We start from the raw sequence: 24,373 nt of genomic DNA, 5'->3' as shown, positions 1-24,373 counted from the left end.
GTATGAGCTTCAGTCAGCCTTCACGAATATTTAGGACAGCAGCCATCCTCGTTCTTCTTCTGTGGACCTCGGCTGTACTTTATCCGCTGCTTTGGACATTACTAAGCGCTTTAAAAAATAATACGCAATTTTTAACGAACAAACCTTGGTCACTGCCTGAATTTCCGCTTTACTGGAGCAACTTTTCTTATGTGTGGAAAACCTATCATTTTGGCGACTATTTTTTGAATTCCGTATACATTACTTTAATGAGCTCATGTTTATCCATTTTGTTATCGGCTACAACTGCATATGTTATAGCGCGTTTCAAGTTCAGCGGCAGCCAGTTGATGTATATGGTCTATTTGTCCTCAATGATGATCCCTCTTATTTTAGGGCTGGTTCCGTTGTTCTTTCTACTAAACGATTTGTACTTAATTAATAAACTAAACGGATTAGTACTTGTATATACAGCGTGGTCATTGCCGTTTGGCGTATTTGTTTTGGTCAGTTTTTTCAAATCGCTGCCGAAGGAATTGGAGGAAGCCTCGTATATTGATGGAGCGGGGTATTTTAGAACCTTTTTTCAAATTATGCTGCCGATGGCTCAATCCGGCATGATTCCTATTTTGATTATGAATGCTTTGAACAATTGGAATGAGTACATTATGGGGACGATCTTCGTGAATGAGCCTTCCAAGTACACACTGCCTGTTGGAATTGCGATCATGCAGGGGGAGATGCAGTACCGAACCGAATGGGGGCCATTGTTCGCAGGACTGTTAATTTCAATGGTGCCTGTTGTACTCGTCTATGCTTTTTTTCAAAGATACATTGTAGCTGGTATAACTGCTGGTGCGGTAAAATAATGATTACCTGCGACAAACAATCGGCTTTGGGCGAAACATTTTGCCTAGAGGCGGTTGTTTTTTATATAAAGATGACATGTTTTTTAGGATCGAATCGAGTTCGGTATCTCATGTTTGGATAAAAAACTCGCATGAGAATGGACATTGTATCCCAAAATCATAATGATATAATTGCTCATGAACGAAATGAGAATGATAATCAATGAAAACATTTCGTTACGACAATACATATACAGGAGTGGGTAAAATATGTTTCGGCATACAGGTTCACGCAGCTTCATCGTAAGGGGTCTCATTTCTCTACTGATTGTTTTCATGGCACTCACGGCATGCAGCACGCCGCAAGATGAGAAGAAAGAAGCAGCGAACAAAGAAAATGCTGTGAATACGCAAACAGACAAAGCCGCAGAGAATGGCATAGAAGTGGAAACGAATGAGAATGAAACCCGCGTAGTGAAGGATTTTTTTGGCGAGGTTGAAATTCCGGTTAAACCAAAGCGAATAGCTGCTATCTATTTGGAGGATTATTTAGTCACTCTTGGCGTGGAGCCTGTTGTACAGTGGTACCATCCGATGTGGGGCAAACAGGAATATTTGAATTTAGATGTTCCTCCATTTGATATAACAGGAAGCATTGAAGCGCTGCTAGATGCAGAACCGGATCTTATTATTACAGATGGTTTTGTAGATGCAGCTATCTATGAAAAATACTCTAAGGTAGCACCGACCTTTCGGATGCCTGACGACATTTTGATGAGCAGCTCCTCCGATATTCTTCTTAAGATTGCTGATCTAATTGGTGAACAAGAGAAAGCCGAGAAGCTGGTGAAGGACTACGAGCAGCAAATCGCGGATACAAAAAGCAAGCTGAAAGCAGCGATTGGAGAAGAATCAGTTGCTGTGTTGCGACTTAATATCGGTGAGACTGACCTCAATCTTCTTGGAATTAAGAACAAATTTATTGGTTCTATCCTTTACAAAGAATTAGGCTTAACTCCGCCAAAGATGGTTGCGGATATGGAAGCCTTTATTGATACGATCTCCATGGAGAAGCTTCCTGATCTTAATGCGGACCATATCATTATTTTAACTTCAAATGGATCTTGGTCATCGGCCGAGAATCAAGAATCCATTAAAAATCTATTCGATAGTCCGATTTGGCAAAGCGTCCCTGCCATAAAGAAAGGAAATGTTTATCAAGTGGATCGGACCTATTGGCAGACGGGCGCTTTCACGGCTAACCAACTCAAGATTAAAGATTTGGAAAAATTTTTGCTGAAGTAACATTCGCGCCATAATTACAATTTTATCGGAAGAGCATTTCAACGAACAGTTGAAGTGCTCTTCTTTATCGTTTATAGTAATTTTAATGATAATCATTCTCATGGAAAGGAGGGCTTGTGAATCTATGCAAGAGACAGACGCCAATACGAATACATCTCCAAGCAAAATCTATCGCTTAATCGGAGTAAAATATAAGGAATCTGAACCCTATGAACAACAAAAAGCGAAAAAAGATGATTGCTATCGATTGTTTGTCATTATGGACGGGAGAGGGCGCCTCGTTCTAGATGGATGCGGTTACCAGCTCGAGCGCGGCAAATGTTTTATTTCCGAGCCAGGGGCAACCATTACAAATGAAGTCGGCAGCAGCGGACTCATTCATTATGAACTGAGCTTTGAGATTCTTTACATTGGAAAAGATGGTCGGGCCGCTTCGGATAGCGAATGGAGTACTTCATTCCCATGTACAGGAGAAGTGGTGTGCCAACCATTTTCCCAGTGCTTGGAGTGGGTTGAGAGGCTGAATAGCTTTAGCTTATCGGACACTAGTGATGAGCTGGACGATTTGGATCAACAAATATGCTTTCAACAATTGCTCCGACATATTCTCATGCACAATCTGACCATTTCTCATGCCCAGAACAGTCGGAAAGCGGTTGAAGCTACAATTGATCGACTAAATCATGACTATCGCAACGAATGGTCGGTGGGCCAGCTGGCTAATTTGACCGATGTTGGCCGCACACACTATTCGCGTTTGTTCAAAGAGATAACGGGTCAGGTGCCGCTGCAGTACTTATCCGGCATTCGAATTAATCAAGCGAAGCACCTGCTGCAAGCAACCGATGATCGTTTGTCCGATATTGCACAGAACGCCGGATTTGGCGATGAGTTTTATTTTAACCGCCGCTTCAAGAAGACGGTCGGCATATCGCCAGGACAATACCGAAGGCATTATCGAGAGGAGATCCGTGTATTCGCACCGTTTCTTGAAGATTTTCTGGTAACGCTTGGCGTTACGCCTATCCTGCAGTGCTCCATAACAAATTGGGGAAAACAGTCGTATTTGGGGCTTGAGCATATTCCCGCAATAGAGATTTCCGATAAATATGCTGCTCAGCTGCCGATAAAGCCGGACTTTATTTTGGTAGACAACGGCTTTCCAGATAAATGGGACCATCATCTGTTGGAGGAACAGGCTCCGCTCTACAAAATGTCCAATGAGGGGGAGGATTGGCAGGAGACTTTGCGAATCATGGCAGATCTAATTGGGAGAGGAAAAAACGTAAAAGTCGTTGATATTATAGCAAAATATGAAAAAAAAGCAGAAGCTGCTCGGAAAAAGCTTCGCCCGATTCATCATCAAACGACCGTTTTTCTGCGAATTCAAGCCAATGGAATATTGCTGTACGGCGGTCCGGATAAGGGATACACGGGGCCCGTTCTCTATAGTGACCTGGGAATGACGCCTCATCCGCTTGTAAAGCAATTGACAAAGAGCACAAGGACAGCCGTGCTAACACCAGAATTGCTCGCGCAGATCGATGCTGATAATGTGTTCGTCACTTTTGAAATTTCAGAACAAGAGAAAAGGAAGCTTTACGCGACGCCACTTTGGCAATCGCTTCCCGCAGTACGTCATAACCGTGTATTCGAGGTTGATTTTCTGAGCTGGATGAATTACGGCGTCCTCGCCCATAGCCTGAAAATCGATGATGTCCTGCGTGCGCTTGGCTAGATAAGGAAGCGTGAAGGAGGCTGAAACGATTATAAAAAGTACAAAAAAACGGTGTTTAAGCAAAAAAATAAGCCAGCTTTAGGACTTCGCACGAGTCCAATAAGCTGGCTTATTTTCAATTATTCGTCTTATAGATGAAGCTCGGCAGTCAAGACAGCAGTCCCTCGCGGCAATTTACCGAAAGCATCTGGTTCTTGGGTAATCGCGATTTGATCATAACCCTTCAAGTTCTGGTCGAGTGTGAAATACAAGCCGCCTTTTCCATCGACGGGGTAGAAGGTTCCAGCGTTTACGACGTCCTGACCTTTCTTCATCAGCCATACCTGGAATGCTTCGTTTTCCTTGATTTGCGGAAGCTTCTCGGCCTGCACGAGCAAATGTGTTCCTTTGCTGTCAATGACGATGGTAGCGAGGCCTTGGGCAATAATATTTTGTGCCGCCGAGCTTAAGCTGACAGCCTGATTCGTCTGTAAGCCCTGTGGAGGATCATTCATCTGGGCGAGCGTGAGCTCATTACTGAGGTCTGACACCTGATCTCTTAATGTGAAAATATACACGCATAATAGAAGCACCGCTGCCGCAAGCCCAATATTTAACCAGCTATTGTAGTTTCGACGCTTTGCGTCGGCTTGAATTACGGAGAGGGGGCGCTTTGCGTTTTCGGGTTCTTGAGTTGGAATAGCAGACTTAGGTTGTTCAAATGGCTGTGCAGCCGTCTCTTGTGACTGTAAAATAGAACCGAGAATCCGATCCTTCATTCCTGTAGGAACGGCGACTGGCTCGGACGATAGCGGCAGCATATCGACGATTTCTTTAAGCTCCGCGACTTGCTCGGTGCATGCCGCACAAGATTTAAGATGCTGTTCGAAAGCTTTAGCCTCCGCTTCATCAAGACCGCCAAGCGCATACATTTCCACATCATCGCATAGATTTGTTTCTTGTTTCATAACTTTGCCCCTCCTCCCCGATATCTTCAAGCTGCAACTTCAGTGCTTTCATGGCTAGCCTAACTCTACTTTTAACCGTTCCGAGCGGAATGTTGCAGTTCACTGACACTTCCTGCTGCGTATATCCGCCAAAATAAATAAGTTCGACGACTTGATGCTGATCTTGGCTTAAATTCCGCATTGCCTCACGAATCTGTTCGCCAATGACCTTGGTTTCCACGGCAGTCTCTGTGTCCGCCGAGTCGTCCGGCGTTCGGTTTAATTGCTCCGTCTCAACAACCTGCTGCGAGGTTCGAATTTGCCTTCGCCGTAATCCATCTATCGCTATATTTCTAGTTAACGTAAACATCCAGCTGGATAGCTTACCTTGATCTTCGTCATATTTCTCTGCTGCGTTCCATATTCGCAAGAATAGCTCCTGTAATATTTCTTCTGCCAGCATGGAATCTTTAACGATTCGGTAGGCGAATGTGTACATGGGACGCTCATATCTTTCGTATATAAGCTGCAAAGCATTGGAATCTTTGCGGCCAATACGCTTCATTAATTGTAAATCCGTCAGTTCATCCGACATACTAGAGCTGTTCCCCCTTTACACACCCCCTCATTATAATATAAAAATCCTGTTCCGGTATAGAATTACCAGAACAGGACAAGTATGCTGCGAGTTTCGGAATGTATTTACATCTACATGGCTTTAGTCAACACGATTGACCAGTCAGCCTTGTTCCAATTTAGGTCCCAACCTAGCAATTCCGCGATGAAACGAAGAGGGACTTGTGTGCGTCCTTTATGAACGAATACGGAAGCATCGAGCTTGACGTTCTTTCCATTGATACTAGCCATATCTTTGCCGAGCCAGAAGACAACCTTGTCGTCACCTACTTTTACTTCAACCGTGCTAGTGGATGGATTCCATTTTAAATCAGCGCCGATTGCCGTAGTCAATGTTCTTAGCGATACGAACGTCGTTCCGTTCTTAAGGGTTGGCGGAACGTCCATTTTCACATTATTGCCGTTAACTTTAGCGGTGTAACCATTGATTTGAAGCCAAATGGTTTGAACATTGTTCGGGTTTTCCGGTTTTGTGACAGGAGGCTGTACTTTGAATAGTTCCGGCTTCTGAGCCACGATGGCACCGCCCAGTGCTTTGCCTACTCCAAACATGAGGCTGTATCCTTTGTCATAGCTGACATACAGGCCATTTGCATCTTTGGCTCTATAGAGATCAAATGCTTCAAGTACAAGTCTTTCATGCTCTGCTACAGCAGCTGTTGCAGCCGAAGCGGGAAGCTTGCCTTCTGTGGCAGCGCCAAGGAAATTACCGAAATCTACAGAAAATTTGCTTAGCTTAGCTCTAGCTTTCGCGCTTGCATCGGCATCTCCGGCAAGAGCTGCCTTCACGATTTCGTCTTGTGCGTTAATATGGTCACCAAGCCAGATCGCTTTGAAGGCATCTCCGCCTGCTGCACCATAAACGGATGCGATGGCTGCTGTCAAACCTGATGTATTGGCGTTTTCGGCCTCGATTATCGCGCTGTAGGCAGGGGACTTATCGGAGCCTTTTTGCATGCTGAACACAGCAAGGGCATAATGTTCTGCTGCGAGATAATTTAGCGCTGATCTTAGATCGCCGGCCGGAGTGTCCGATTTTGTGCCGTTAAATTTTTCAGGCATTTGAGTGACGATCGCACCTGACAATGCATCACTTATCGTGAACATATAGCTTAAACCTTCACGATATTTGGCAAGCGAGCTCTTGTAGTTGCCTGCGATATAATCGTCGAACACCTGCTGCACCTGCTTCTCATGTGTACGAAGCACGTTTTGCGCTGCCGTTGCAGGCAGCTTGCCTGCAGTAGCAGTCCCTAGGAAGTTACCGAGTTCAACTGCGAACTCTTCAATTTCTTGCGCGACCATCGCTTTATCAGCGGCATTGCCCGTTTTAACAGCAGTAACATAATCTTTGGTATAGTTTAGATGTCCGCTAAAAATGCGGTCAAACTCTTTCGCCCCGTCATCTCCATAGACAGAAGTGATAGCTGGGATCATATCTTTTGCATTTTTCTCTAAAGCGGCTTGCGCCGCGGCGGCGTCAAACGAGTTATCGTATTTCTTGATCATCGCATCCACCGCGAGTGTGAAATGCTCCGAAAGCGAGTAGTCCAATGTCGCGCGAAGCTCTACAGCTGGCGTTTCGGATGATGGCGTCAGCGGCTCCGCTGCACTTACGCTAGCCGCGCCAGAAAACGCAGGGATTAATAATGATAAGCTAAGTACAGGGGCAATCAATCTTTTAAGTTTCATGAATTATTCACTCTCCTCATATGGGGTTGTTTTACGTTCCTAATAGGCCTAACGGAGCTAATGAAATTTTGGATCACTATTATTTCGATTTTTTTTCGAATAACAAAAAGACGAACAAATGAGAAACTATTTGTCCGTCTTTTTTGTATTGATGAAGTTATTTAGCAGCTGCTAAATCAATCATTATCCATAGCCTGCTGATTGCGGTTGTTTGGAATGACAAACGACACGGTAGTTCCTTCCTTAGGCTTACTGATTATAGATAAGCCTTGACCATACATCTGAGTCAATCGTCGATTCGTATTGGCAATCCCTATTCCGCCTTTTCCTTTCATCGTTGGACTGAGCAATTGAATGACCTGTTCTTCATTCATGCCTATGCCATTATCAATGACTTCAACTCGTATGAAGCTGTCCTGGCGATTGATTCGTATATGCAGCGTGCCGCCGTTGTTCTGACTAAGAAGCCCATGTTTGATCGCATTTTCAACCAGCGGCTGTATAGAAAGGGGCGGGATAAGCAAGCTGATGTTGGCATCAACTTCCCATACGACAGTCAACCTGTCCTCGAAACGTTCTTTTTCAATATACAAATAGGCTTCGACAAGCTCCAGCTCGTGAGAAAGCTCAACAAGCTCCCCTGTATTTAAGAAGTCAAAGCTAATCCGTAAAAACGATACAAAAGAATCGCCCAAATTACGCATCTTGTCTGTATCAATATCGCTTAGCGCCATTAAGGAGTTAAGGGTATTAAACAGAAAATGCGGATGGATTTGTGCCTGAAGATAAGCGGCTTCTAAACGCAAACGTTCATTAATGGACTGCTTCAGCATAGTCAGCGCCCTGATTCGGTATTTGAGCTCCAGAGCATCTACAGGCTTGGTAACATAATCATTCGCTCCAGACGAGAATCCGGTATAGATGTCAGCTGGCTGACTACGTGCAGTCAACAGCAAAATGGGAAGCTCCGATACAGAGTATTGCTCCCGTACCTTCTTCGTTAACTCGTAGCCGGACATCTGTGGCATCATAACATCGGCAACTAATAGATCCCACTGCCCACTGCCTAGCAACACTAACGCTTCACGTGCTGAATTAGCTGTTGTAATGTTATACGGCTCGGAAGATAAAATGCCAACAAGCACATTCAGATTAACCGGGTCGTCATCCACTGCAAGTATATTCATTTTCCCATCATTCAGAAATGGCGGGTTAATTGAAGAGATTGCTATTTCGTCGATTGCGATGTCTGGAAAAATCAATCCACCATGGCTTTCTTCTGTTCCTTCCGCTATATGGCGTATAGGAAGCAAGGGCTGTGCTGAAGGCAGGCTGGACATATTGGCAAGCGGTAATTGAAAGCTGAAAACAGAACCTTTGCCAAGCGCAGAGCGAACACTTAGTACTCCGCCATGCAATTCGACCAGCTGCTTGCAAATGCTTAAACCAAGCCCAATTCCTCTTCCATCATTGATTCCATAAATCCCTTGTTCATAAGGAAGAAAGACGCGCGCTTGCGTTTCTTTATTCATGCCGACTCCGGTATCGGAGACATGAATGACGGCATTCCCATTCTGAATCTCCGCAGAAATGGTGATTGATCCTTCTTCCGTGTATTTTAGTGCGTTGTGCAATAAGTTGTACAAAATTTGTACAAGCCTTTTCTCATCTGCCATGACCCAAGGCATCGATTCAGCGATATTCACATGCAGTTGAATAGGTTTGCCTTCGATCATAAATTTCAGCATGCTAACGATGCCAGGTACGATGGATTGAATTTGTAAAGGCTCCTGCTGAAGCACAATTCCGTGTTCCTTCAGCCTTGCTACATCTAGAAGATCACCGAGCATATGCGACATACGGCGGCTTATTCTTATAAGCAGCTCCATATCGTTAACGCTTTTTGTATTCATTTGCCCTTTCTCTTTCGTTACAACGGTTTGAGCAATATTCATAATACCGTGCAGCGGCGTTCGCAGTTCGTGTGAAGTATTGGCAAGAAATTGGTCTTTCAGCTTGTCAGCCTTTTTTAACTGTTCGTTCAGCTCTTTGTTTTCCTTCGAGTTACGGAAAAATTGCTTTAACCAGTACGTAGAAAAACCAATGATAGCTGCTATGATATCTATTGGATAATATACAACCGAAACCTGGCTATTTGAGTTGATTAAGCTCCACAGAAAGCTAGACATAACGCCTGCCGCGGATAACAACAGGAAGACAACGTCGTTGTTGTCTGTTTGCTTCCTGAAGACCATCGTTCCTGTTATATAAACAAACCAAGCAAAGGGCAATAGATAAAAAAATGAAAATATTTTTAATGCTACCGATCCATTTACAAGCTGTGCGCTTGCGACAATTAGAAACAAGGAATAAAATATGAGCGCCGCTGTAAATACTCGCAGCCATCGGTTCTTCGGAGGAGCCGAAGACAATCTTCTAAATAGTAGAAAAATAAAAAAGGAATGCCAAAGCAGAGAGAGCAGCCTGAGCTTCAGCGCCCATGTATAGTTGATTGGCAGCCATAGCAAAAGCAGGTTATCATGGCCGACAACGATCGTAATACCAGTAGCGAGCGTTAATAAACCAACGATAAGCAAACTCTTTTCTTTAGGATTGAATAAGAAAAGGATAGTAGCATACAAGCCGTGAAGCAGCAAAACAACAAATATGACGAGCTGAAAGCCAATAGAATACCATCGCACAAAGTCAATCGCTGCTTGAGAGCCAAATTGAATGGAGTGTAAAATCCCACCGCTGTAAGCATCGTCATAATTAGCAACACGAATGAGCAGTTCAAGCTCTTTGGTGCCTTTTACAAAGTAGGAAGCGGTGTATGAGAGTTTCTTGGGCGTGTATTCTTCAGCGTTGTCGGCTGGTTTTCCGAAGTCGTTCTCAACAAGCCCATTTAATTCTACGCCTGATGAGGCTTGTATGTTTTGCAGCCAAAATGCGACAGGCTGCTCTAGCGGATCGATTAGAATACGCAATCGGTACGTTCCGTACCCGATAGAGATGTCTGCCTCTTTGGTCAGTACACTGTCCCAGTCACCTGGAACCTGAATATAACGGAACTGGTTTTGCAGCGTCTGAACATCCTGTTGATGGATTAATTTTGCAGGGTAAAACTCCCATTGGCCATCCAAGGGAATGGTAGCTGAGTTGTTAAAGTCCCAGCCGCGCATGTCGAGTACGCCATTTACAGCACGAGGGTGCTCCGCTGTAGAAAATAGTTCAGACCATGTCCATCGCAGGGCAAGAAGAACGCTAAGAAACAATAGAATAATAGCTACATATTTGAAGGTGATTTTATTTTTCAGCTGTATCATCATACATTGAAATTCGACATAATACGCGTTTTTTCCTTTAACATATTTTGGATATTTTCATGATTGAAGCGAGTAATGTATACGATTGGCAGCTTGGGAAAATATCAAAAAAACAGCTGCAAAGTGCTTCTAGTTATGTTCATCGAGCTAATTAGTAGAATAAGTTCTCATAGGTAGTTAGTTTTGATATACTGTATGAGTAAATGAGAATCATTATTGAATATTTTATTTTCTAACATAGATGGTTTGTCTTTAGGGCCAGCAGGCTACTTGTCTTCACAGGGCCGAACGATTTATGACGCAAGGTTTCGATGGTATTTCAGGATGTTTATTTGTTTCAGGACACGATAGCTAACAATATCCGATTCGGAAAGAGCAATGCGTCGCAGGAGGAAATTTAGTAGATATGTCTGATTCATGATTGATTGAAGAAGAAAGGAAGACCTCGCGCCTAGTAGGCCGAGGTCTTCCTTTCTTTACATCAGGGGAATGTATCTGATTACATTCGATTTTCTTAACCATGTTTATCGCATCAATAAATATAGGAAATAGGGGACGCTTAGGATCGTAACGATAATACCTGCTGGAATATCAGCTCCAAAACTAACGGTGCGGGCAATCGTATCGGCCGCAACCATAATAATGCCGCCAATGAGCGCTGAAGCAGGAAGCAATAGCTTATGGTCTGGACCAACAAGTTTGCGTGCAATATGAGGACTGATCAACCCGAGGAAGACGATTGAGCCTCCGAGTGCGACGCATCCCGATGCAATGGCGACCGCGGCTAGGACGAGCCCTAGAAATTCTTTTTTAACGTGAGCGCCTACGCCAGTAGCAATCTCAGTACCAAGATTCAATGTATTGAGCACTAATGATTTGTACCAGATATACGACACAAGTATCAGCACCCATGGGGCAAGAAGCGCAATATATTGCCATTCCGTCCCCCATAAATAACCAGCCTGCCATTTCTGAGCGAAGACATACTGCTCATTATCGAGCTTGAGAGTCAGAAACAGGGTTAAGGCGCTGAGGCCGACATTTATTGCTGCTCCTGTCAGTACGAGACGAGTGGAAGAAGGAGCGCTTCGTGACCTATAGGCAAGAATATAAATCAAAAGTGCAGCCAGCAGTCCTCCAACAAACGCCATGACGGGAAGCAGGAAGGCAGATGACAATCCAGAAAGGCCGAATAGCGTAATGAACAGTAGAACCATGAGCCCTGAACCGGCGTTGATGCCGAGCATCCCTGGATCAGCGAGATCGTTGCGCAGAAGTCCTTGGAGAACAGCTCCAGAGATCGCCATTCCCATGCCTACAAGCGCAGCCAATACGATGCGCGGCAGCCGAAACTTGAACACGACAAGATTTTGTCTCTCCGTGCCTTGTCCAAATAAAGTGTTCAACACCTCTCCGGGGTGAAGCGCCATCTTCCCTGTATTCATGCTGATAAGAATACCAGCAATTAGCATCACCAGCAGCCCTGCTAGAAGCAGATTTCTTCTTTCGTGTAATAGTTGCTGCCTCATTCAAACGCTCTCCTTTCCCTGCGAGAAATCAACAAGAAGAAAGGAACGCCGACAATGGCGAAAATAATGCCAAGCGCCATTTCGTTGGGACGGTTGACCAAACGGCCGATTAGATCGGCGATTAGCATAAACAGTCCGCCATATACAGCCGAGGCAGGAATGATATACCGATAATCGACTCCAACCATGAACCGCATCATATGCGGAACAATGAGTCCTACGAATCCGACCGGGCCTACGAGCACAACAGATACACCAGCCAATAGAAGAACAGCAAGGGAAGAGAGGAGCTTGACGACTATGGTTCGTTGACCCACGCCCCGTGCAATTTCCTCGCCTAGGTTCAGGATGGTAATTGAGCGGGCGAGTCCCATCGATAGGGCTAACCCTATCACAAACCAAGGTGCTGTCAGTGCGAGCTCCGCCCAAGTAGCCCCAGCAACGCTTCCTGACGTCCAGTAGGAAAGAGCTTGGCCGATATTAAAATTAATAGAGATAAATGTACCAATTGCTCCAAAAAGCAGCGTGATTGACATGCCCGCAAGCACTAGCCGCTGCGGTGACATGCCCTTGCGGCTCAGAGAAGCGGTTAAATACGTTAACCCTGCGCCAAGGCCGGCTCCGATAAAGCATACCAATAGCAGCACGCTGTACTGGCTCCCTGGCATAAATGCTAATGCAATTGCCATAGCTAAGGCGGCTCCTGCGTTTATTCCCATCAACCCCGAATCAGCCAGCGGATTGCGTGTGCTTCCTTGCATAATCGCTCCTAAGACCGCAAGGCTGGAACCAACGATGATATCTGCAATGGTTCGGGGAAACCGCAGGAAACGAATAATTTGGTGTTCAGTCAGCTTCTGATCAAAAGAAAAGACAGCGCTCCATGCCGTTGATAGGTTCATTCGAGCAGCTCCGAAGGAAATGGACGCTGCAGCAGCCAACAGCACTAACAGGCATCCAACGAAAATAATGGTAGCAAAATAAGTGTTTGTAGGCTGGCTTTTTGAAGCCAGCTGCTCTTTTACGTAGACCATGCCGGTTTAGTTTTTTGTTGCTGTGGCCAGCAACTGTTCGACGATAAAGTCAAGCTGTTCATCAAGGGAATAGATATCACTGTAATATGAGAGGTTAAAGCTCAGCTCGATCATTCTGCCTTCTTTGACAGCTGGAATGCTATTCCAAATTGGATTGACAGTCAAATCATCCATTCCTTCATAGGAAGAACGGACAACATAATCGCCAATATACTCTGGAAGGACTTCCATAGAAACGGTATCACCTTCTTCATTCGTTGATCCATCAATTTTTTTCTGAATGATCTCTGGTGCTTTCATGCCTAAATATTCATAAATAATTTGAGAGCCGCGTCCAAATTGCTTGCCTGTTACGACCGACATTTCTTTTTTTCCGCCCTCAATAATCGTTACCGTTTTGTCCAGCACGCCAGCTGCTGCGAGCTTCTCTTTGCTTTCTTTTACCTTCGTATTAAAGTTGTCAAGGAGGGTTTGCGTTTCCTGCTCCTTACCGAAGGTTTTGCCCAGCAAAGCAAGTCTTTCATCCGTTGTCATTTTTTCATTTGGAACAAGAATGGTTGGTGCAATTTGGCTTAATTTCTTATACGTATCCTCAGAAGGGACAATAATGAGATCTGGCTCAAGCGCCATAATGGCTTCTGGGTTCGGCTCAAACCAACTGCCCAGCATTTTCACACCTGCAAGATCCTTTTCAAAAGCAGCCCCTTCAAATACATCGGACACACCAACTGGCTTAATTCCCATAGCAACGACGTCACCTAGTAAATAAAGCACGACGACGCGTTTAGGATTTGCAGGCACTTCAATTTCACCCATTATAGTAGGTACGATACGTGTTGATTTACTCGCTTGATTGTTATCGCCAGCGGTACCATTCGTATTTTGAGCGGCATTGGATGCAGCTGCGGTATTTGTAGTAGTCGAAGATGAATTGCCAGTATTCGTTCCGCCTGCTGAGCAAGCTCCTAGCAGAAGCGTTAAACTGAGCAATATGCTCACAGCTAATCCAGGTTTTGTGTGTCTTTTCATTTGTATAGACCCTCCACGTTTATATTGATAATGATTATCATCATCGTTACCAATATAACGCCTCATCCCGCCTGATCCAATGGATAATCTGGTTAAATTAAATGGATAATCATCTATTTTTCGTCGCTGCCGCTCTGATGTCCGAAAGCGGAGCGGTGACAATCCAGTATATTTTTTGAAAATGCGACTGAAATAGTAGACATCCGAATAGCCGATTTCCCGTGCGATTTCCTGCATATCAGCATCTGTACCAAGCAGTAATTCGATGGCGTGAGCTACCCGAACCTGAATTAAATAATGGATCGGACTGACCCCTTTTTCTTCCTTAAACCGCATGGATAGATGACGTGGGCTGTAATTCAGCGTGTCAGCAATTGATTCCAGTGTGAGGCTTTTTTGATAATGCTCATCTATGTACCTGATGGCTTGTGATACAAGATCCGGTTTGCGCGCATCAATCCCTTGAGTATCCATTTGACGAAGAAGCTCATGCAGAAACTGATAAAAGAGTCCCTTTATATGAAGCTGATCCAAACTATGCGCACCTTGCCATATATTTCTCATAAGGGTAAGGCAGCGGAGCAGAGCGAGCGGCTCCTCTGGCCGAAAGGCATATTGCAGTGAAAACGGATGATAACGCTCCATTAATTGTGTAAGCTCTTTCCGGACCGTGAATGCATACCCGGTTTTGTAGAACAGTTGATAATATTCAAATTCTTCCTTTGCCTCTATATCTAGGCGCATCCCTTTACCGCCATGCAGCATATGAAAGCGCCTTGCTTCATGCTTATTGCCATCGAGCTGCAAAGTTGCTGAGCCTCGAACACCATAAATAAAGCTGCTTGCCGGCAGCAGATAAGACTCAAGCAGCTCGCCTGGTTCCATAATAACGTGACGTATGTCCAATATTTTTACAGCTGCATGATTCCATAACAAAATATGTTCTTCCAGTTTCATAATGCTTTCATCTCCAATCCTTCTCCCTGTAAGATTGGATTCGTATAAACGGGGAGAAGTACGTTAGAGCTATACGATCTCACCATTATAATTGATAACCATTATCACTTACAATTTAAATATGCTGATTTGCTGTCGAATTAGCATTTAAACGATACATGTCTGCTTGCGTCTCTAACGAACGGTATGACGCTTATTATGAAGAAAACGACTATTCCTACGTTTTAGCGAACCGTATTAACGTTATTGCATGCTGTTTGGGGTGTTTTGAGTTGTTTTTCAACAAATAACGATTCTGGAATTCGTTAAACTTCTCATCCATAATAAATTGGCGAAATAAGAGCTGCTAGGTTCGTAAGCGAGGTACCTGGCACATAGAAAAACACAATGCACAACGAAAAGTGCAGAGCATGCTTAGGAGAGGAAGCCTCTCACCTTGATCACAACATAAGAGAAAATTGGATCAGACTAAAATGCATCCCTAAAAATGGACATTGAAACAAACCTCAGGTTTATTCAATGGAATTTTAGGGACGCATTTTTTTTGCTGCTATCAAAGTTAAGGACATATCTTCTATTTCGAAAGGGACGGATTAACTCAGCATATTGGAGTTGGCATCTATAAGCGCGGGGATAAGAAATTTATGATCGATAGGCGATGACATGACAATTAGGATTGTATAGGTTCCGTATTTGTCACATTGATTTCCGAACTCTTCAAGAGCTTGTGTGGAGTCGGTTATTACTTTCAACAAGTAATTGTGTTCTCCGCTGATGCGGTAACATTCCACGACTTCAGGAGCAGAGCGGCAGAACTCAAGGAATGCATGACAATCTCTTGAATGAAACAACATGTAGGCTGATGCATGTTTGCCAATTTTATCAGGAGAAATAACGGTGCGATACTCACTGATAATCCCTTTTTCCTCCATGCGCTTTACTCTTTCTGTTACTGCGGGCTGCGATAAACCGACACTTTTTCCAAGTTCAGTCATAGAAATTCTCGCTTGGCTTTGGAGATGATAAAGTATTTGCTTATCTACATGGTCCATACAAATCGACTCCTTTAAATTTAAGGTATCCGTTATAAACTAGCTTGGCTTTAACCGTGAAAAGGCGAATCTAACTTTGTTCCCTTATGTATGCTTGATAACTTATTTTATATAATATACTTACAATAGTAAAGTGTAATAGGCTTTAACTATTTCGAAAGGATGAACATCTAAGTATGTTGCATACAAACAAATTTAGTTCAGAACGATTAGCAGGTCGGATCGATGAGGTCATCGATCAAACGCTTGCTGATAAGCGGTTGGTCGGTGCTGTCATTAAAGTGGCGATAGACGGGAAAGTGGTTTATAGCCGCGCTGCGGGTTATGCCGATCGTGAAATGAACCGGCTCATGCGTGAAGATGCCTTATTCCGGCTAGCTTCTGTTACTAAACCTATCGTTACAACGGCTGCTTTAGCACTAGTTGGGCAAGGCCTTCTCAAGCTGGATGACCGTGTTGATCATTGGCTGCCAAACTTTCAGCCACGTCTCCAAAATGGTGAGTTTGCCCTATTAACGGTTCGTCATTTGATGACGCACACTGCTGGGCTGACCTATCGGTTCTTTCAAGAAGAAAATGGCTCTTATCATCAAGCTGGCGTATCGGATGGTATGGATCAGCCTGGCATCAGTTTGGAAGAGAACCTGATTCGTTTAGCTTCTGTACCGCTCCTTTATACGCCAGGCACCGAGTGGAAATATTCGATCGCAACAGATGTGCTGGGCGCAGTAATTGAGAAGGTTACAGGAACACCATTAAGCGAAGCAGTGCATTCACTTGTGACAAAGCCAATTGGTATGAGCGATACTAGCTTTATTGCAATCGACCCAGAACGTCTTACTACTGCTTATACCAATGAAGTTCCAGAACCACGGCCTTTGCTTGAGCACGATAGCATTCCCTTCTTAGAAGGAACAGCGGGCTTCCGTCTTTCCCCGCGCCGGGCACTTGATGATACGGCTTATCCTTCTGGGGGTGCTGGCATGATTGGAAGCGCAGACGATTTTTTGGTGCTGCTGGAAACATTACGGAATGGCGGAGCTCCTCTGCTGCCACAGTCTCTTGTTCATGAGATGTCTACAAACCAGATTGGTGATCTGCCAATGGCTTTCTGGCCGGGGAGGGGCTTTGGCCTAGGCATTACGGTGCTTAAGGATCCAGTGTCAGCAAACACTCCTGAATCACCTGGTACATGGCGCATGGGTGGCACCTATGGTCATTCGTGGTTCGTTGATCCTAATCAGCGTCTAAGTGTGGTGGCGTTCACCAATACTGCACTCGAAGGCATGTCAGGTCAGTTTACCGTTGACCTTTGCGATGCTGTTTATGACGGGCTTAATAAATAGAGATCAAACATAAATAAAAGAGAGGTACTTTCATAATGAATTCAAACCCAGCTTCTGTTACACAGAGTGCTTCCAGCGCAGTTCCTTCAGAACGTCTCCCGTGGGCTGGATTACTCGCTCTTGCGATGACGGGGTTTATTTGTATCCTAACTGAAACGATTCCAGCTGGCTTATTGCTGCAAATAGGTCATGGACTTGGAGTATCGGAGGCTTTTGCTGGTCAACTTGTCACCTTGTACGCCCTTGGTTCACTGCTGGCTGCGATTCCCCTAACGACCATGACGCGCGGCTGGCGGAGAAGACCATTGCTGCTCATGTGCATTCTTGGCTTTCTCGTCTTTAACACAGTTACCACTTTTTCTTCCAACTATACACTGACGCTGATCGCTCGGTTCTTCGCGGGCGTTTCTGCGGGTGTCTTATGGGGCATGATAGCAGGTTATGCCCGCCGCATGGTGTCGGAATCACTCAAGGGAAGAGCTATGGCAGTGGCCATGGTGGGTACACCTCTAGCACTGGCGCTTGGTGTCCCCGCAGGAACATGGCTTGGTTCGCTCGTTGGCTGGCGCTTTGTCTTCGGGATTATGTCACTTATGGCTCTGATATTAGTCGTATGGGTGGTTTGGAAATTACCGGACTATCCAGGAGAATCGCCAGGTAAAAGACTCTCGTTATATAAGGTATTTGGTAAGCCAGGAGTACGTCCGGTACTGTTTGTTGTTCTTGCTTGGGTGCTGGCACATAACATCTTGTATACCTATATTGCACCGTATCTTGCTCATGCTGGACTCTCTCAGCGTGTAGACTTGGTACTGCTTATTTTCGGCATAACAGCGCTTGTTGGAATTTGGATCATCGGTGTCTTGATCGACCGGAAACTGCGTCCACTCGTTTTGAACAGCCTGCTTGCTTTCGCCATCGCATCCATCGCATTAACCTTTAGTAATAACCAACCGATCGTGATCTACCTAGTGGTTGCAGTATGGGGGCTGACGTTCGGAGGCGCGGCGACATTGCTGCAGACAGCCATGGCTGAAGCTGCTGGCGAGAGCGCAGATGTGGCCCAGTCGATGCTGGTGACGGCATGGAACCTAGCCATCGGCGTTGGTGGCGTGTTGGGCGCTATTCTTATAGAAACTATAGGTGTTGGTTCTTTCCCGCTGTCATTGCTTATTCTTATCGTTCTTGCACTGCTAGTCGCGTGGCGTGCTAAAGAATACGGATTCCCTTCAAAGGGGCATTGAGGTGCTTATTATGAGTTTAATCAGCTGAATGATTTATGTGAGTTTAAGTTGTTACTAGCTTCAGAGAAGAAAGCCGTCAGACATGAGCTGGCGGCTTCTGTTTTTTTATGGTGATTAAGGAAGGGGGGATTGCTGTTTATCGCAAACGCATATTCTAGTCTGTTTTTTTTAATCTATTGTGATTTCTTAGTAACGTATTAAAGCAGATATTTTAGATGAAGTGCAGCATCATACGGTGTTAAGTTGGTTCCGGCCTTCAGACGTTGAACAAAATCAGGATTGGCAAGGAGTGGGCGCCCGAAAGCCGCTAGATCAATGGTTCCGGCTTTTATAGCAGATGCAGCAGATTCATAATCTAAATTTCCTACTCCGATTATTGTACCATTCCAATGTTCGCGCACAGCTTGATGAAATGTCATTCCTTTGGTGAATATCTTAGTAAACTGGTTGGTTGAGGGGTGAAGAATCTTAAGGCCTAATGCCTTGAAAATTTGTATATAAGCAGCCATTGTTTGTTCGGGATTATCCCAACTATAATTCGGAATATCATCTTTTATTTCTGAAAAACGAACGATAGTCCTTAGCGCCCCTATTTCTGTCACTACAGAAGTTAGCAGCTCTTTCATGAATGTTAAACGCTGTGATAAGTCCCCGCCATAGGTGTCCGTCCGAGTGTTTGTAACCTCTGAATTAAACTGATCGATTAAATACCCATGGGCTGCATGGATTTCAACCCCGTCAAAACCGGCAATTATCGCATTTCTCGCAGCAGCAGCATGCTGTTCAATCACTTCGGAAATTTCGTCCTGAGACATCGCCTCAGGCATCTCATAAGGTTTGCGTAACCGATGCACGAGTCCATTTGCTGCAATGCTAGATGGCGCTTGAGGAGGAAGGCCTCCCGTTAATTCATGATGGGTCAGCCTGCCAACATGCCAAAGCTGCGCCACGATCGTTCCACCTTCCAAATGAACAGCATCAGTCACCTTTTTCCATGCTTGGATCTGCTCGTTGGTGTATAGCCCTGATATACCATATGTTCCTTTGGCTCTTGGGCTTGGATTTATCCCCTCCGTAATGATCAGACCAATACCATCAGCAGCCCGTTTACGGTAATATTCTACGACATCTGGACCAACCACACCTGACTTATTGTCGGCAAAGGAACGAGTCATAGGCGCCATGACTATACGTGATTGAAGCGTCCAATTTTCAATCGTAACTTGTTCAAGCAATTTATTAGATTCCATCTTTATGCCTCCTCAGTGCTTAACAGTTGATTATGCATTAATGTTATAATGGAATCGTTCTATTTTACATAATAAATTCAAGGTGTTGTATCATGATTTCCTTTAAAATTGTTTTATTAATGTTATTTGACATTGAAATTAAAGGAGTGACTAGTTTGGTCGATGAACTGGATAAAAACATTATTATGATTCTTCAAGATCAGGCAAGAATTTCAATGACGGAGTTAGGAAAAGCCGTTGCATTGTCGCAGCCAGCAGTAACAGAAAGAGTGCGGAGGTTGGAGGAAAAAGGCATTATTGATCATTACCGTGCTGTTGTTTCTCTTGAAAAATTGAACAAATCGATTGTTGCCTACTTATTATTTCATACGAAGAGCTGCGAAAGTTTTGTTGATCATTGCAAAAATTCGCTTGATGTACTTGAGATGCATCGTATAAGTGGTCAGTACAATTTTTTGGTTAAGGTGATTAGCGAATCATTGCATTCCATGGAAAATGTTATTAATGAAATGGGAAAATTTGGAGACTCGACAACTTTAATCGTCCTCTCCTCACCTATTGAGCATAGTAAGGTCGTACCTAATATTCAGGATAAATAGATAGAAACCCATATATTCGCTTATTTAATACAATTCACGACACTAGCTTTAGCTTGACCAATATAAATTTGCGATTCTACTAAACATCAGATACGATTTTATTATTCATTTCGGTTGCCAAACACAGTGAATATAAGCTTTATAGGCTCCCGAAACTGCAGTATCTACTGATGTAGCCTGTCATATGGGCATTATTGTGCACAATCGCTTGACTTGGAGTTAACTCCAAGGAGTACACTACAGCTGAAGGAAACAATATCTATTTGAAAGTGAGGAGCGATTAAATGGAATATGTGAAACTCGGTAATACAGGCTTGGATGTATCTCGGCTTTGCCTTGGCTGTATGAGCTTTGGTGTAGCGGAGCGGTGGGTGCATCCTTGGGTACTTGATGAAGCGAGCAGCCGTCCAATCATAAAAAAAGCACTGGATTTAGGCATCAACTTTTTTGATACTGCGAATGTATATTCAGACGGAACAAGCGAAGAAATTGTGGGTCAAGCTTTAAAGGATTATGCCAATCGAGATGAAATTGTTCTGGCGACAAAGGTTCATTTTCGGATGCATCAAGGCCCAAACGGTGCTGGTCTTTCTCGAAAGGCAATCATGAGTGAAATAGATAAGAGCCTTAAGCGTCTCGGAACAGATTATGTAGACCTTTATCAAATTCATCGCTGGGATTACCATACACCCATTGAAGAAACGATGGAAGCATTACATGATGTTGTGAAGGCTGGAAAGGCAAGATACATTGGCGCTTCAGCCATGTACGCATGGCAGTTCCTAAAGGCTTTGCATGTAGCTGAAAAAAATGGATGGACTCGGTTTGTATCGATGCAAAATCATTTAAACCTCATCTACCGTGAAGAAGAGAGAGAAATGCTGCCGCTTTGTAAGGAAGAAAAAATTGGCGTCATTCCTTACAGCCCGCTCGCATCAGGAAGATTGACACGTGATTGGTCAGAAACAACGCATCGTTTCGAAACCGACCAAGTTCAAAAATCTAAATACGATGCGACTGCAAATACTGACCGATTAATTGTAGAGCGGGTTGCAGCCATTGCCGAAAAACATGGCGTTCCACGTGCTCAGATCGCGTTAGCCTGGGTACTACATAAAGAACCAGTAACCGCACCAATTATTGGCGCTACAAAAATGTCGCATCTCGAAGATGCAGCAGCTGCAGTTTCCATTAAGCTAACGCCAGAAGAAATTGCGTCGCTGGAAGAGCCGTATGTTCCACATCCAGTCGTTGGGCCTATTACGATGTAATGAGTGTTTAATATAAGGAACAACAAGAACGCCCGATCGATTTTTTTCGGGCGTTCTTGATCTTAAATTAGGGAGTGAAATCTGCATGTTGATAGCTGAAGCAAGTGCGAAATTTGATTTATCACCGGACACGCTCCGCTATTATGAACGGGTCGGGCTTATTCCACGGGTGAACCGCAATAAAAGCGGAATCAGGGATTATACGGAGGAAGACTGCAGATGGGTTGAATATATCAAATGCATGCGTGGTGTAGGTCTTCCTATTGAGATTTTGATTGAATATGTTGCGTTGTATCAACAGGGTGATGAAACCATCGGGGCTAGGAAAGAGCTTTTAATCGAGCAGCATAAACTGCTAGCCAAAAAAATGGAAGAGATGAAAAAAGGATTAGAACGTATGGATGATAAAATTGCAAGATATGAACAGACAATATTAAAAAAAGAAAAAATGCTAAGTAGATCTAAGACGCAATAGTCCATCGAACCCCCCTCGATTTATTGACATTGATTCATGTAGGGCTTCACATAAATATTCGGTTAATAGAAAAATTCAGATGAATGTGATAATTTATTAATTATGACATGCATTTGAAAAGGTGGTTTGTAAACTTTATGGAGCTCGTTTTTCCAAAAGTAGAGACAGTGGAAGAAGTCTCGGCTTTAGCGCAATTGGCATCGGAAATTTGGAATGAATATTTTGTAAGCATTATAACAAAAGAACAAATTGATTATATGGTGGATAAATTCCAATCCGATCATGCGATTACGAATCAAATTGAAAATCAAGGTTATGAATATTTTTTCATGAATATACATGGCCATAATATCGGCTACTTAGGGATAAAACAAGAAGAAGACAAGTTGTTTTTAAGCAAGTTTTATATACGCAAAGAGCATCGTGGAAAAGGTTATGCAAGTCAGGCTATGGCGTTCTTGGAAGAGATATGCAAAGATCGAGGGTTAGGTATGATATGGCTCACGGTAAATCGTTACAATGATACAACGATTGCTGTGTATGAGAAAAAAGGGTTTAAATCAGTTCGTACTCAGGTGGCTGATATAGGAAATGGTTTTGTGATGGATGATTTTATAATGGAAAAAGAAATTGGATTGGAAGAAGTCGAGTGACAAGGGGGGGACTGATGAATGGAGAAGTTTGAGTTCATGTTGAACAAATATGCTGAATTAGTCGTTAAGGTTGGTGTGAACGTTCAAGTGGGGCAAGTGCTTATCGTACATGCCCCGATTGAAACGGCTGAACTAACGCGATTAATTGTAGCAAAAGCTTATGAGGCAGGAGCCAAATATGTCATTGTAGAGTGGGATGACGATGCGATTACTCGGGTTCGGTATGAGAAGGCATCAGATGATTCCTTTGATTATTATCCACAGTGGCTTGCCGACAGCATGGTGCATTTTGCTGAAGAGGGCGGAGCTATACTGCATATTAAAGTGCCTAATCCAGAGCTGTTTCGCGGCATCGATTCTGCAAAAGTATCGGCTGCGGTCAAGTCCGCGGCTGTCGCGCGAGAAGAATATTCAAAGTATACGCGGAATAGCAAAATTAGCTGGTCGCTGATCAAGGCGCCAACTCGTGCATGGGCGGATAAAGTGTATGCCGATCTTCCGGAGGAGCAGCGCGTGGATGCGATGTGGGAAGCTATTTTCCACATGGTACGAGTAAATACAGATGATCCTATTGCCGCTTGGCGTGAGCATATTAATCATTTGAAAACAAGCCAGGATCTTCTTAATGCGAAACGCTATAAGAGTCTGCATTATCGCGCGCCGGGAACGGATCTGCGAGTACAGATGCCTGAAGGACATATTTGGCGTGGCGGCGGCGGGGAAAATGAGAAAGGTGTTTATTTTGTTGCGAATATGCCAACTGAAGAAGTGTACACCATGCCTCATCGTACCGGTGTGAACGGCACGGTAAAAAGCACATTGCCTCTCAATTTGAACGGCAGGTTAGTTGAAGGAATCACGCTTACGTTCAAGGAAGGCAAAGTGGTTGCTTATGATGCCGAATCGGGACTTGAACATTTAACTTCATTGCTCGAAACGGATGAAGGTGCATCCTATCTCGGAGAGATGGCATTAGTGCCACATGATTCCCCAATCTCAAACTTGAATAGAGTATTTTATAATACAGGCATTGACGAGAATGCTTCCTGTCATTTTGCACTGGGAAGTGCTTATCCTGTCAACCTCGAAGGTGGAACGAAGCTCTCCAAAGATGAACTGCTGGAGCGAGGCGCTAACGTAAGTCTTACACATGTTGACTTCATGATTGGTTGCGCGGATCTCGATATTGATGGAGAACTGCCTGACGGCACAATCGAGCCTGTCTTTCATCAAGGGAATTGGGCTTACTAGATGTAAAGTGCGGGAAGTGACTGGTTCGTGCGCTCTTGAAGTACTATAGAGGAAGGTTAGCATATCAATTGATGTGCTAACCTTTTTTTGTTAATTACAGTGTTAATTTGGAATAAGAGGAAGCAGCAGCCCTTGCCTCTACCATGGAAAAACTCGACCATAAAAGGTCGGGTTTTTATTTGTTGTACGCCAAAAATCGGCGTGAACTCTAGGATTTATATTCAAAAGGCGAC

Annotated in this window: 19 protein-coding genes; 10 read left to right on the top strand and 9 right to left on the bottom strand. The window is 44.1% G+C overall.

The annotated features are described in order from the left end of the window. Positions 1 to 2: 2 nt before the first annotated feature. From MHH56_RS24950 to MHH56_RS24940, 3 genes are all read left to right on the top strand, one after another. On the top strand, positions 3 to 848 hold the full coding sequence (locus tag MHH56_RS24950; RefSeq protein ID WP_339204359.1) for a carbohydrate ABC transporter permease: 846 nt from the start codon (positions 3 to 5) through the stop codon (positions 846 to 848). Positions 849 to 1,097: 249 nt separating this feature from the next. Beyond that, positions 1,098 to 2,132 carry an ABC transporter substrate-binding protein gene (locus MHH56_RS24945; RefSeq protein ID WP_339204358.1) on the top strand — a complete coding sequence of 345 codons (1,035 nt, stop codon included), beginning with the start codon at positions 1,098 to 1,100 and terminating at the stop codon, positions 2,130 to 2,132. A gap of 124 nt (positions 2,133 to 2,256) precedes the next feature. After that, complete coding sequence (locus MHH56_RS24940; protein ID WP_339204356.1) at positions 2,257 to 3,870, top strand: AraC family transcriptional regulator; 1,614 nt, start codon at positions 2,257 to 2,259, stop codon at positions 3,868 to 3,870. Between the two features lie 128 nt (positions 3,871 to 3,998). Here the strand turns inward: MHH56_RS24940 and MHH56_RS24935 are convergent, their stop codons facing one another. From MHH56_RS24935 to MHH56_RS24900, 8 genes are all read right to left on the bottom strand, one after another. Beyond that, positions 3,999 to 4,817 carry an anti-sigma factor gene (locus MHH56_RS24935; RefSeq protein ID WP_339204355.1) on the bottom strand — a complete coding sequence of 273 codons (819 nt, stop codon included), beginning with the start codon at positions 4,815 to 4,817 and terminating at the stop codon, positions 3,999 to 4,001. Then, positions 4,789 to 5,391, bottom strand: a complete 603-nt coding sequence (locus MHH56_RS24930) for a sigma-70 family RNA polymerase sigma factor (protein WP_339204354.1) — start codon at positions 5,389 to 5,391, stop codon at positions 4,789 to 4,791. Before MHH56_RS24930 ends, MHH56_RS24935 begins: the two co-directional genes overlap by 29 nt. 113 nt (positions 5,392 to 5,504) lie before the next feature. Continuing rightward, positions 5,505 to 7,124 carry a copper amine oxidase N-terminal domain-containing protein gene (locus tag MHH56_RS24925; protein ID WP_339204353.1) on the bottom strand — a complete coding sequence of 540 codons (1,620 nt, stop codon included), beginning with the start codon at positions 7,122 to 7,124 and terminating at the stop codon, positions 5,505 to 5,507. A 176-nt stretch (positions 7,125 to 7,300) separates the two neighbouring features. Beyond that, the gene (locus tag MHH56_RS24920) at positions 7,301 to 10,453 is read right to left on the bottom strand and encodes an ATP-binding protein (RefSeq protein WP_339204352.1); all 3,153 of its coding nucleotides are present in this window, start codon (positions 10,451 to 10,453) and stop codon (positions 7,301 to 7,303) included. 521 nt (positions 10,454 to 10,974) lie between these two features. Then, positions 10,975 to 11,979, bottom strand: coding sequence for an iron ABC transporter permease (locus MHH56_RS24915; protein WP_339204351.1), 1,005 nt, complete (start codon positions 11,977 to 11,979; stop codon positions 10,975 to 10,977). Continuing rightward, positions 11,976 to 13,013: an iron ABC transporter permease gene (locus MHH56_RS24910; RefSeq protein ID WP_339204350.1), complete on the bottom strand. Its 1,038-nt coding sequence runs from the start codon at positions 13,011 to 13,013 to the stop codon at positions 11,976 to 11,978. Before MHH56_RS24910 ends, MHH56_RS24915 begins: the two co-directional genes overlap by 4 nt. A 6-nt stretch (positions 13,014 to 13,019) precedes the next feature. Continuing rightward, complete coding sequence (locus tag MHH56_RS24905) at positions 13,020 to 14,999, bottom strand: AraC family transcriptional regulator (RefSeq protein ID WP_339204349.1); 1,980 nt, start codon at positions 14,997 to 14,999, stop codon at positions 13,020 to 13,022. A 593-nt stretch (positions 15,000 to 15,592) separates the two neighbouring features. Further along, positions 15,593 to 16,051, bottom strand: a complete 459-nt coding sequence (locus MHH56_RS24900) for an Lrp/AsnC family transcriptional regulator (protein ID WP_339204348.1) — start codon at positions 16,049 to 16,051, stop codon at positions 15,593 to 15,595. A gap of 176 nt (positions 16,052 to 16,227) precedes the next feature. Here MHH56_RS24900 and MHH56_RS24895 point away from each other — a divergent pair, with 176 nt between their 5' ends. Continuing rightward, the gene (locus MHH56_RS24895) at positions 16,228 to 17,397 is read left to right on the top strand and encodes a serine hydrolase domain-containing protein (RefSeq protein WP_339204347.1); all 1,170 of its coding nucleotides are present in this window, start codon (positions 16,228 to 16,230) and stop codon (positions 17,395 to 17,397) included. 35 nt (positions 17,398 to 17,432) lie between these two features. Beyond that, positions 17,433 to 18,641 (top strand): MFS transporter, encoded by a 1,209-nt coding sequence (locus tag MHH56_RS24890; RefSeq protein WP_339204346.1) that lies wholly within the window; start codon positions 17,433 to 17,435, stop codon positions 18,639 to 18,641. Positions 18,642 to 18,838: 197 nt separating this feature from the next. On the opposite strand, the gene MHH56_RS24885 is transcribed toward MHH56_RS24890, so the two are convergent. Continuing rightward, complete coding sequence (locus tag MHH56_RS24885) at positions 18,839 to 19,891, bottom strand: alkene reductase (RefSeq protein ID WP_339204345.1); 1,053 nt, start codon at positions 19,889 to 19,891, stop codon at positions 18,839 to 18,841. Positions 19,892 to 20,010: 119 nt separating this feature from the next. Here MHH56_RS24885 and MHH56_RS24880 point away from each other — a divergent pair, with 119 nt between their 5' ends. From MHH56_RS24880 to MHH56_RS24860, 5 genes are all read left to right on the top strand, one after another. Then, entirely contained in the window at positions 20,011 to 20,490 is a 480-nt protein-coding gene (locus MHH56_RS24880) for an Lrp/AsnC family transcriptional regulator (protein WP_339209727.1), read from the top strand. A 284-nt stretch (positions 20,491 to 20,774) separates the two neighbouring features. Continuing rightward, a complete protein-coding gene (locus tag MHH56_RS24875; protein WP_339204344.1) occupies positions 20,775 to 21,761 on the top strand; it encodes an aldo/keto reductase in 987 nt (328 codons plus the stop codon). A gap of 85 nt (positions 21,762 to 21,846) precedes the next feature. Further along, positions 21,847 to 22,236, top strand: coding sequence for a MerR family transcriptional regulator (locus MHH56_RS24870; RefSeq protein WP_339204343.1), 390 nt, complete (start codon positions 21,847 to 21,849; stop codon positions 22,234 to 22,236). 137 nt (positions 22,237 to 22,373) lie between these two features. Then, positions 22,374 to 22,889 (top strand): GNAT family N-acetyltransferase, encoded by a 516-nt coding sequence (locus MHH56_RS24865; protein WP_339204342.1) that lies wholly within the window; start codon positions 22,374 to 22,376, stop codon positions 22,887 to 22,889. An 18-nt stretch (positions 22,890 to 22,907) separates the two neighbouring features. Beyond that, on the top strand, positions 22,908 to 24,140 hold the full coding sequence (locus tag MHH56_RS24860) for an aminopeptidase (RefSeq protein ID WP_339204341.1): 1,233 nt from the start codon (positions 22,908 to 22,910) through the stop codon (positions 24,138 to 24,140). Positions 24,141 to 24,373: the final 233 nt, after the last annotated feature.

This window comes from Paenibacillus sp. FSL K6-3182, from assembly GCF_037976325.1.
Classification (GTDB): Bacteria; Bacillota; Bacilli; order Paenibacillales; family Paenibacillaceae; genus Pristimantibacillus.
The sequence above is the reverse complement of the archived record's forward strand: the minus strand, read 5'-3'. Positions and strand labels throughout refer to the sequence as shown.

Bases quoted from the DNA above. Each gene is read 5' to 3' on its own strand.
- MHH56_RS24950 (WP_339204359.1), top strand. From the start codon at position 3: ATGAGCTTCAGTCAGCCTTCACGAATATTTAGGACAGCAGCCATCCTC.
- MHH56_RS24945 (WP_339204358.1), top strand. From the start codon at position 1,098: ATGTTTCGGCATACAGGTTCACGCAGCTTCATCGTAAGGGGTCTCATT.
- MHH56_RS24940 (WP_339204356.1), top strand. From the start codon at position 2,257: ATGCAAGAGACAGACGCCAATACGAATACATCTCCAAGCAAAATCTAT.
- MHH56_RS24935 (WP_339204355.1), bottom strand. From the start codon at position 4,817: ATGAAACAAGAAACAAATCTATGCGATGATGTGGAAATGTATGCGCTT.
- MHH56_RS24930 (WP_339204354.1), bottom strand. From the start codon at position 5,391: ATGTCGGATGAACTGACGGATTTACAATTAATGAAGCGTATTGGCCGC.
- MHH56_RS24925 (WP_339204353.1), bottom strand. From the start codon at position 7,124: ATGAAACTTAAAAGATTGATTGCCCCTGTACTTAGCTTATCATTATTA.
- MHH56_RS24920 (WP_339204352.1), bottom strand. From the start codon at position 10,453: ATGATGATACAGCTGAAAAATAAAATCACCTTCAAATATGTAGCTATT.
- MHH56_RS24915 (WP_339204351.1), bottom strand. From the start codon at position 11,979: ATGAGGCAGCAACTATTACACGAAAGAAGAAATCTGCTTCTAGCAGGG.
- MHH56_RS24910 (WP_339204350.1), bottom strand. From the start codon at position 13,013: ATGGTCTACGTAAAAGAGCAGCTGGCTTCAAAAAGCCAGCCTACAAAC.
- MHH56_RS24905 (WP_339204349.1), bottom strand. From the start codon at position 14,999: ATGAAACTGGAAGAACATATTTTGTTATGGAATCATGCAGCTGTAAAA.
- MHH56_RS24900 (WP_339204348.1), bottom strand. From the start codon at position 16,051: ATGGACCATGTAGATAAGCAAATACTTTATCATCTCCAAAGCCAAGCG.
- MHH56_RS24895 (WP_339204347.1), top strand. From the start codon at position 16,228: ATGTTGCATACAAACAAATTTAGTTCAGAACGATTAGCAGGTCGGATC.
- MHH56_RS24890 (WP_339204346.1), top strand. From the start codon at position 17,433: ATGAATTCAAACCCAGCTTCTGTTACACAGAGTGCTTCCAGCGCAGTT.
- MHH56_RS24885 (WP_339204345.1), bottom strand. From the start codon at position 19,891: ATGGAATCTAATAAATTGCTTGAACAAGTTACGATTGAAAATTGGACG.
- MHH56_RS24880 (WP_339209727.1), top strand. From the start codon at position 20,011: ATGTTATTTGACATTGAAATTAAAGGAGTGACTAGTTTGGTCGATGAA.
- MHH56_RS24875 (WP_339204344.1), top strand. From the start codon at position 20,775: ATGGAATATGTGAAACTCGGTAATACAGGCTTGGATGTATCTCGGCTT.
- MHH56_RS24870 (WP_339204343.1), top strand. From the start codon at position 21,847: ATGTTGATAGCTGAAGCAAGTGCGAAATTTGATTTATCACCGGACACG.
- MHH56_RS24865 (WP_339204342.1), top strand. From the start codon at position 22,374: ATGGAGCTCGTTTTTCCAAAAGTAGAGACAGTGGAAGAAGTCTCGGCT.
- MHH56_RS24860 (WP_339204341.1), top strand. From the start codon at position 22,908: ATGGAGAAGTTTGAGTTCATGTTGAACAAATATGCTGAATTAGTCGTT.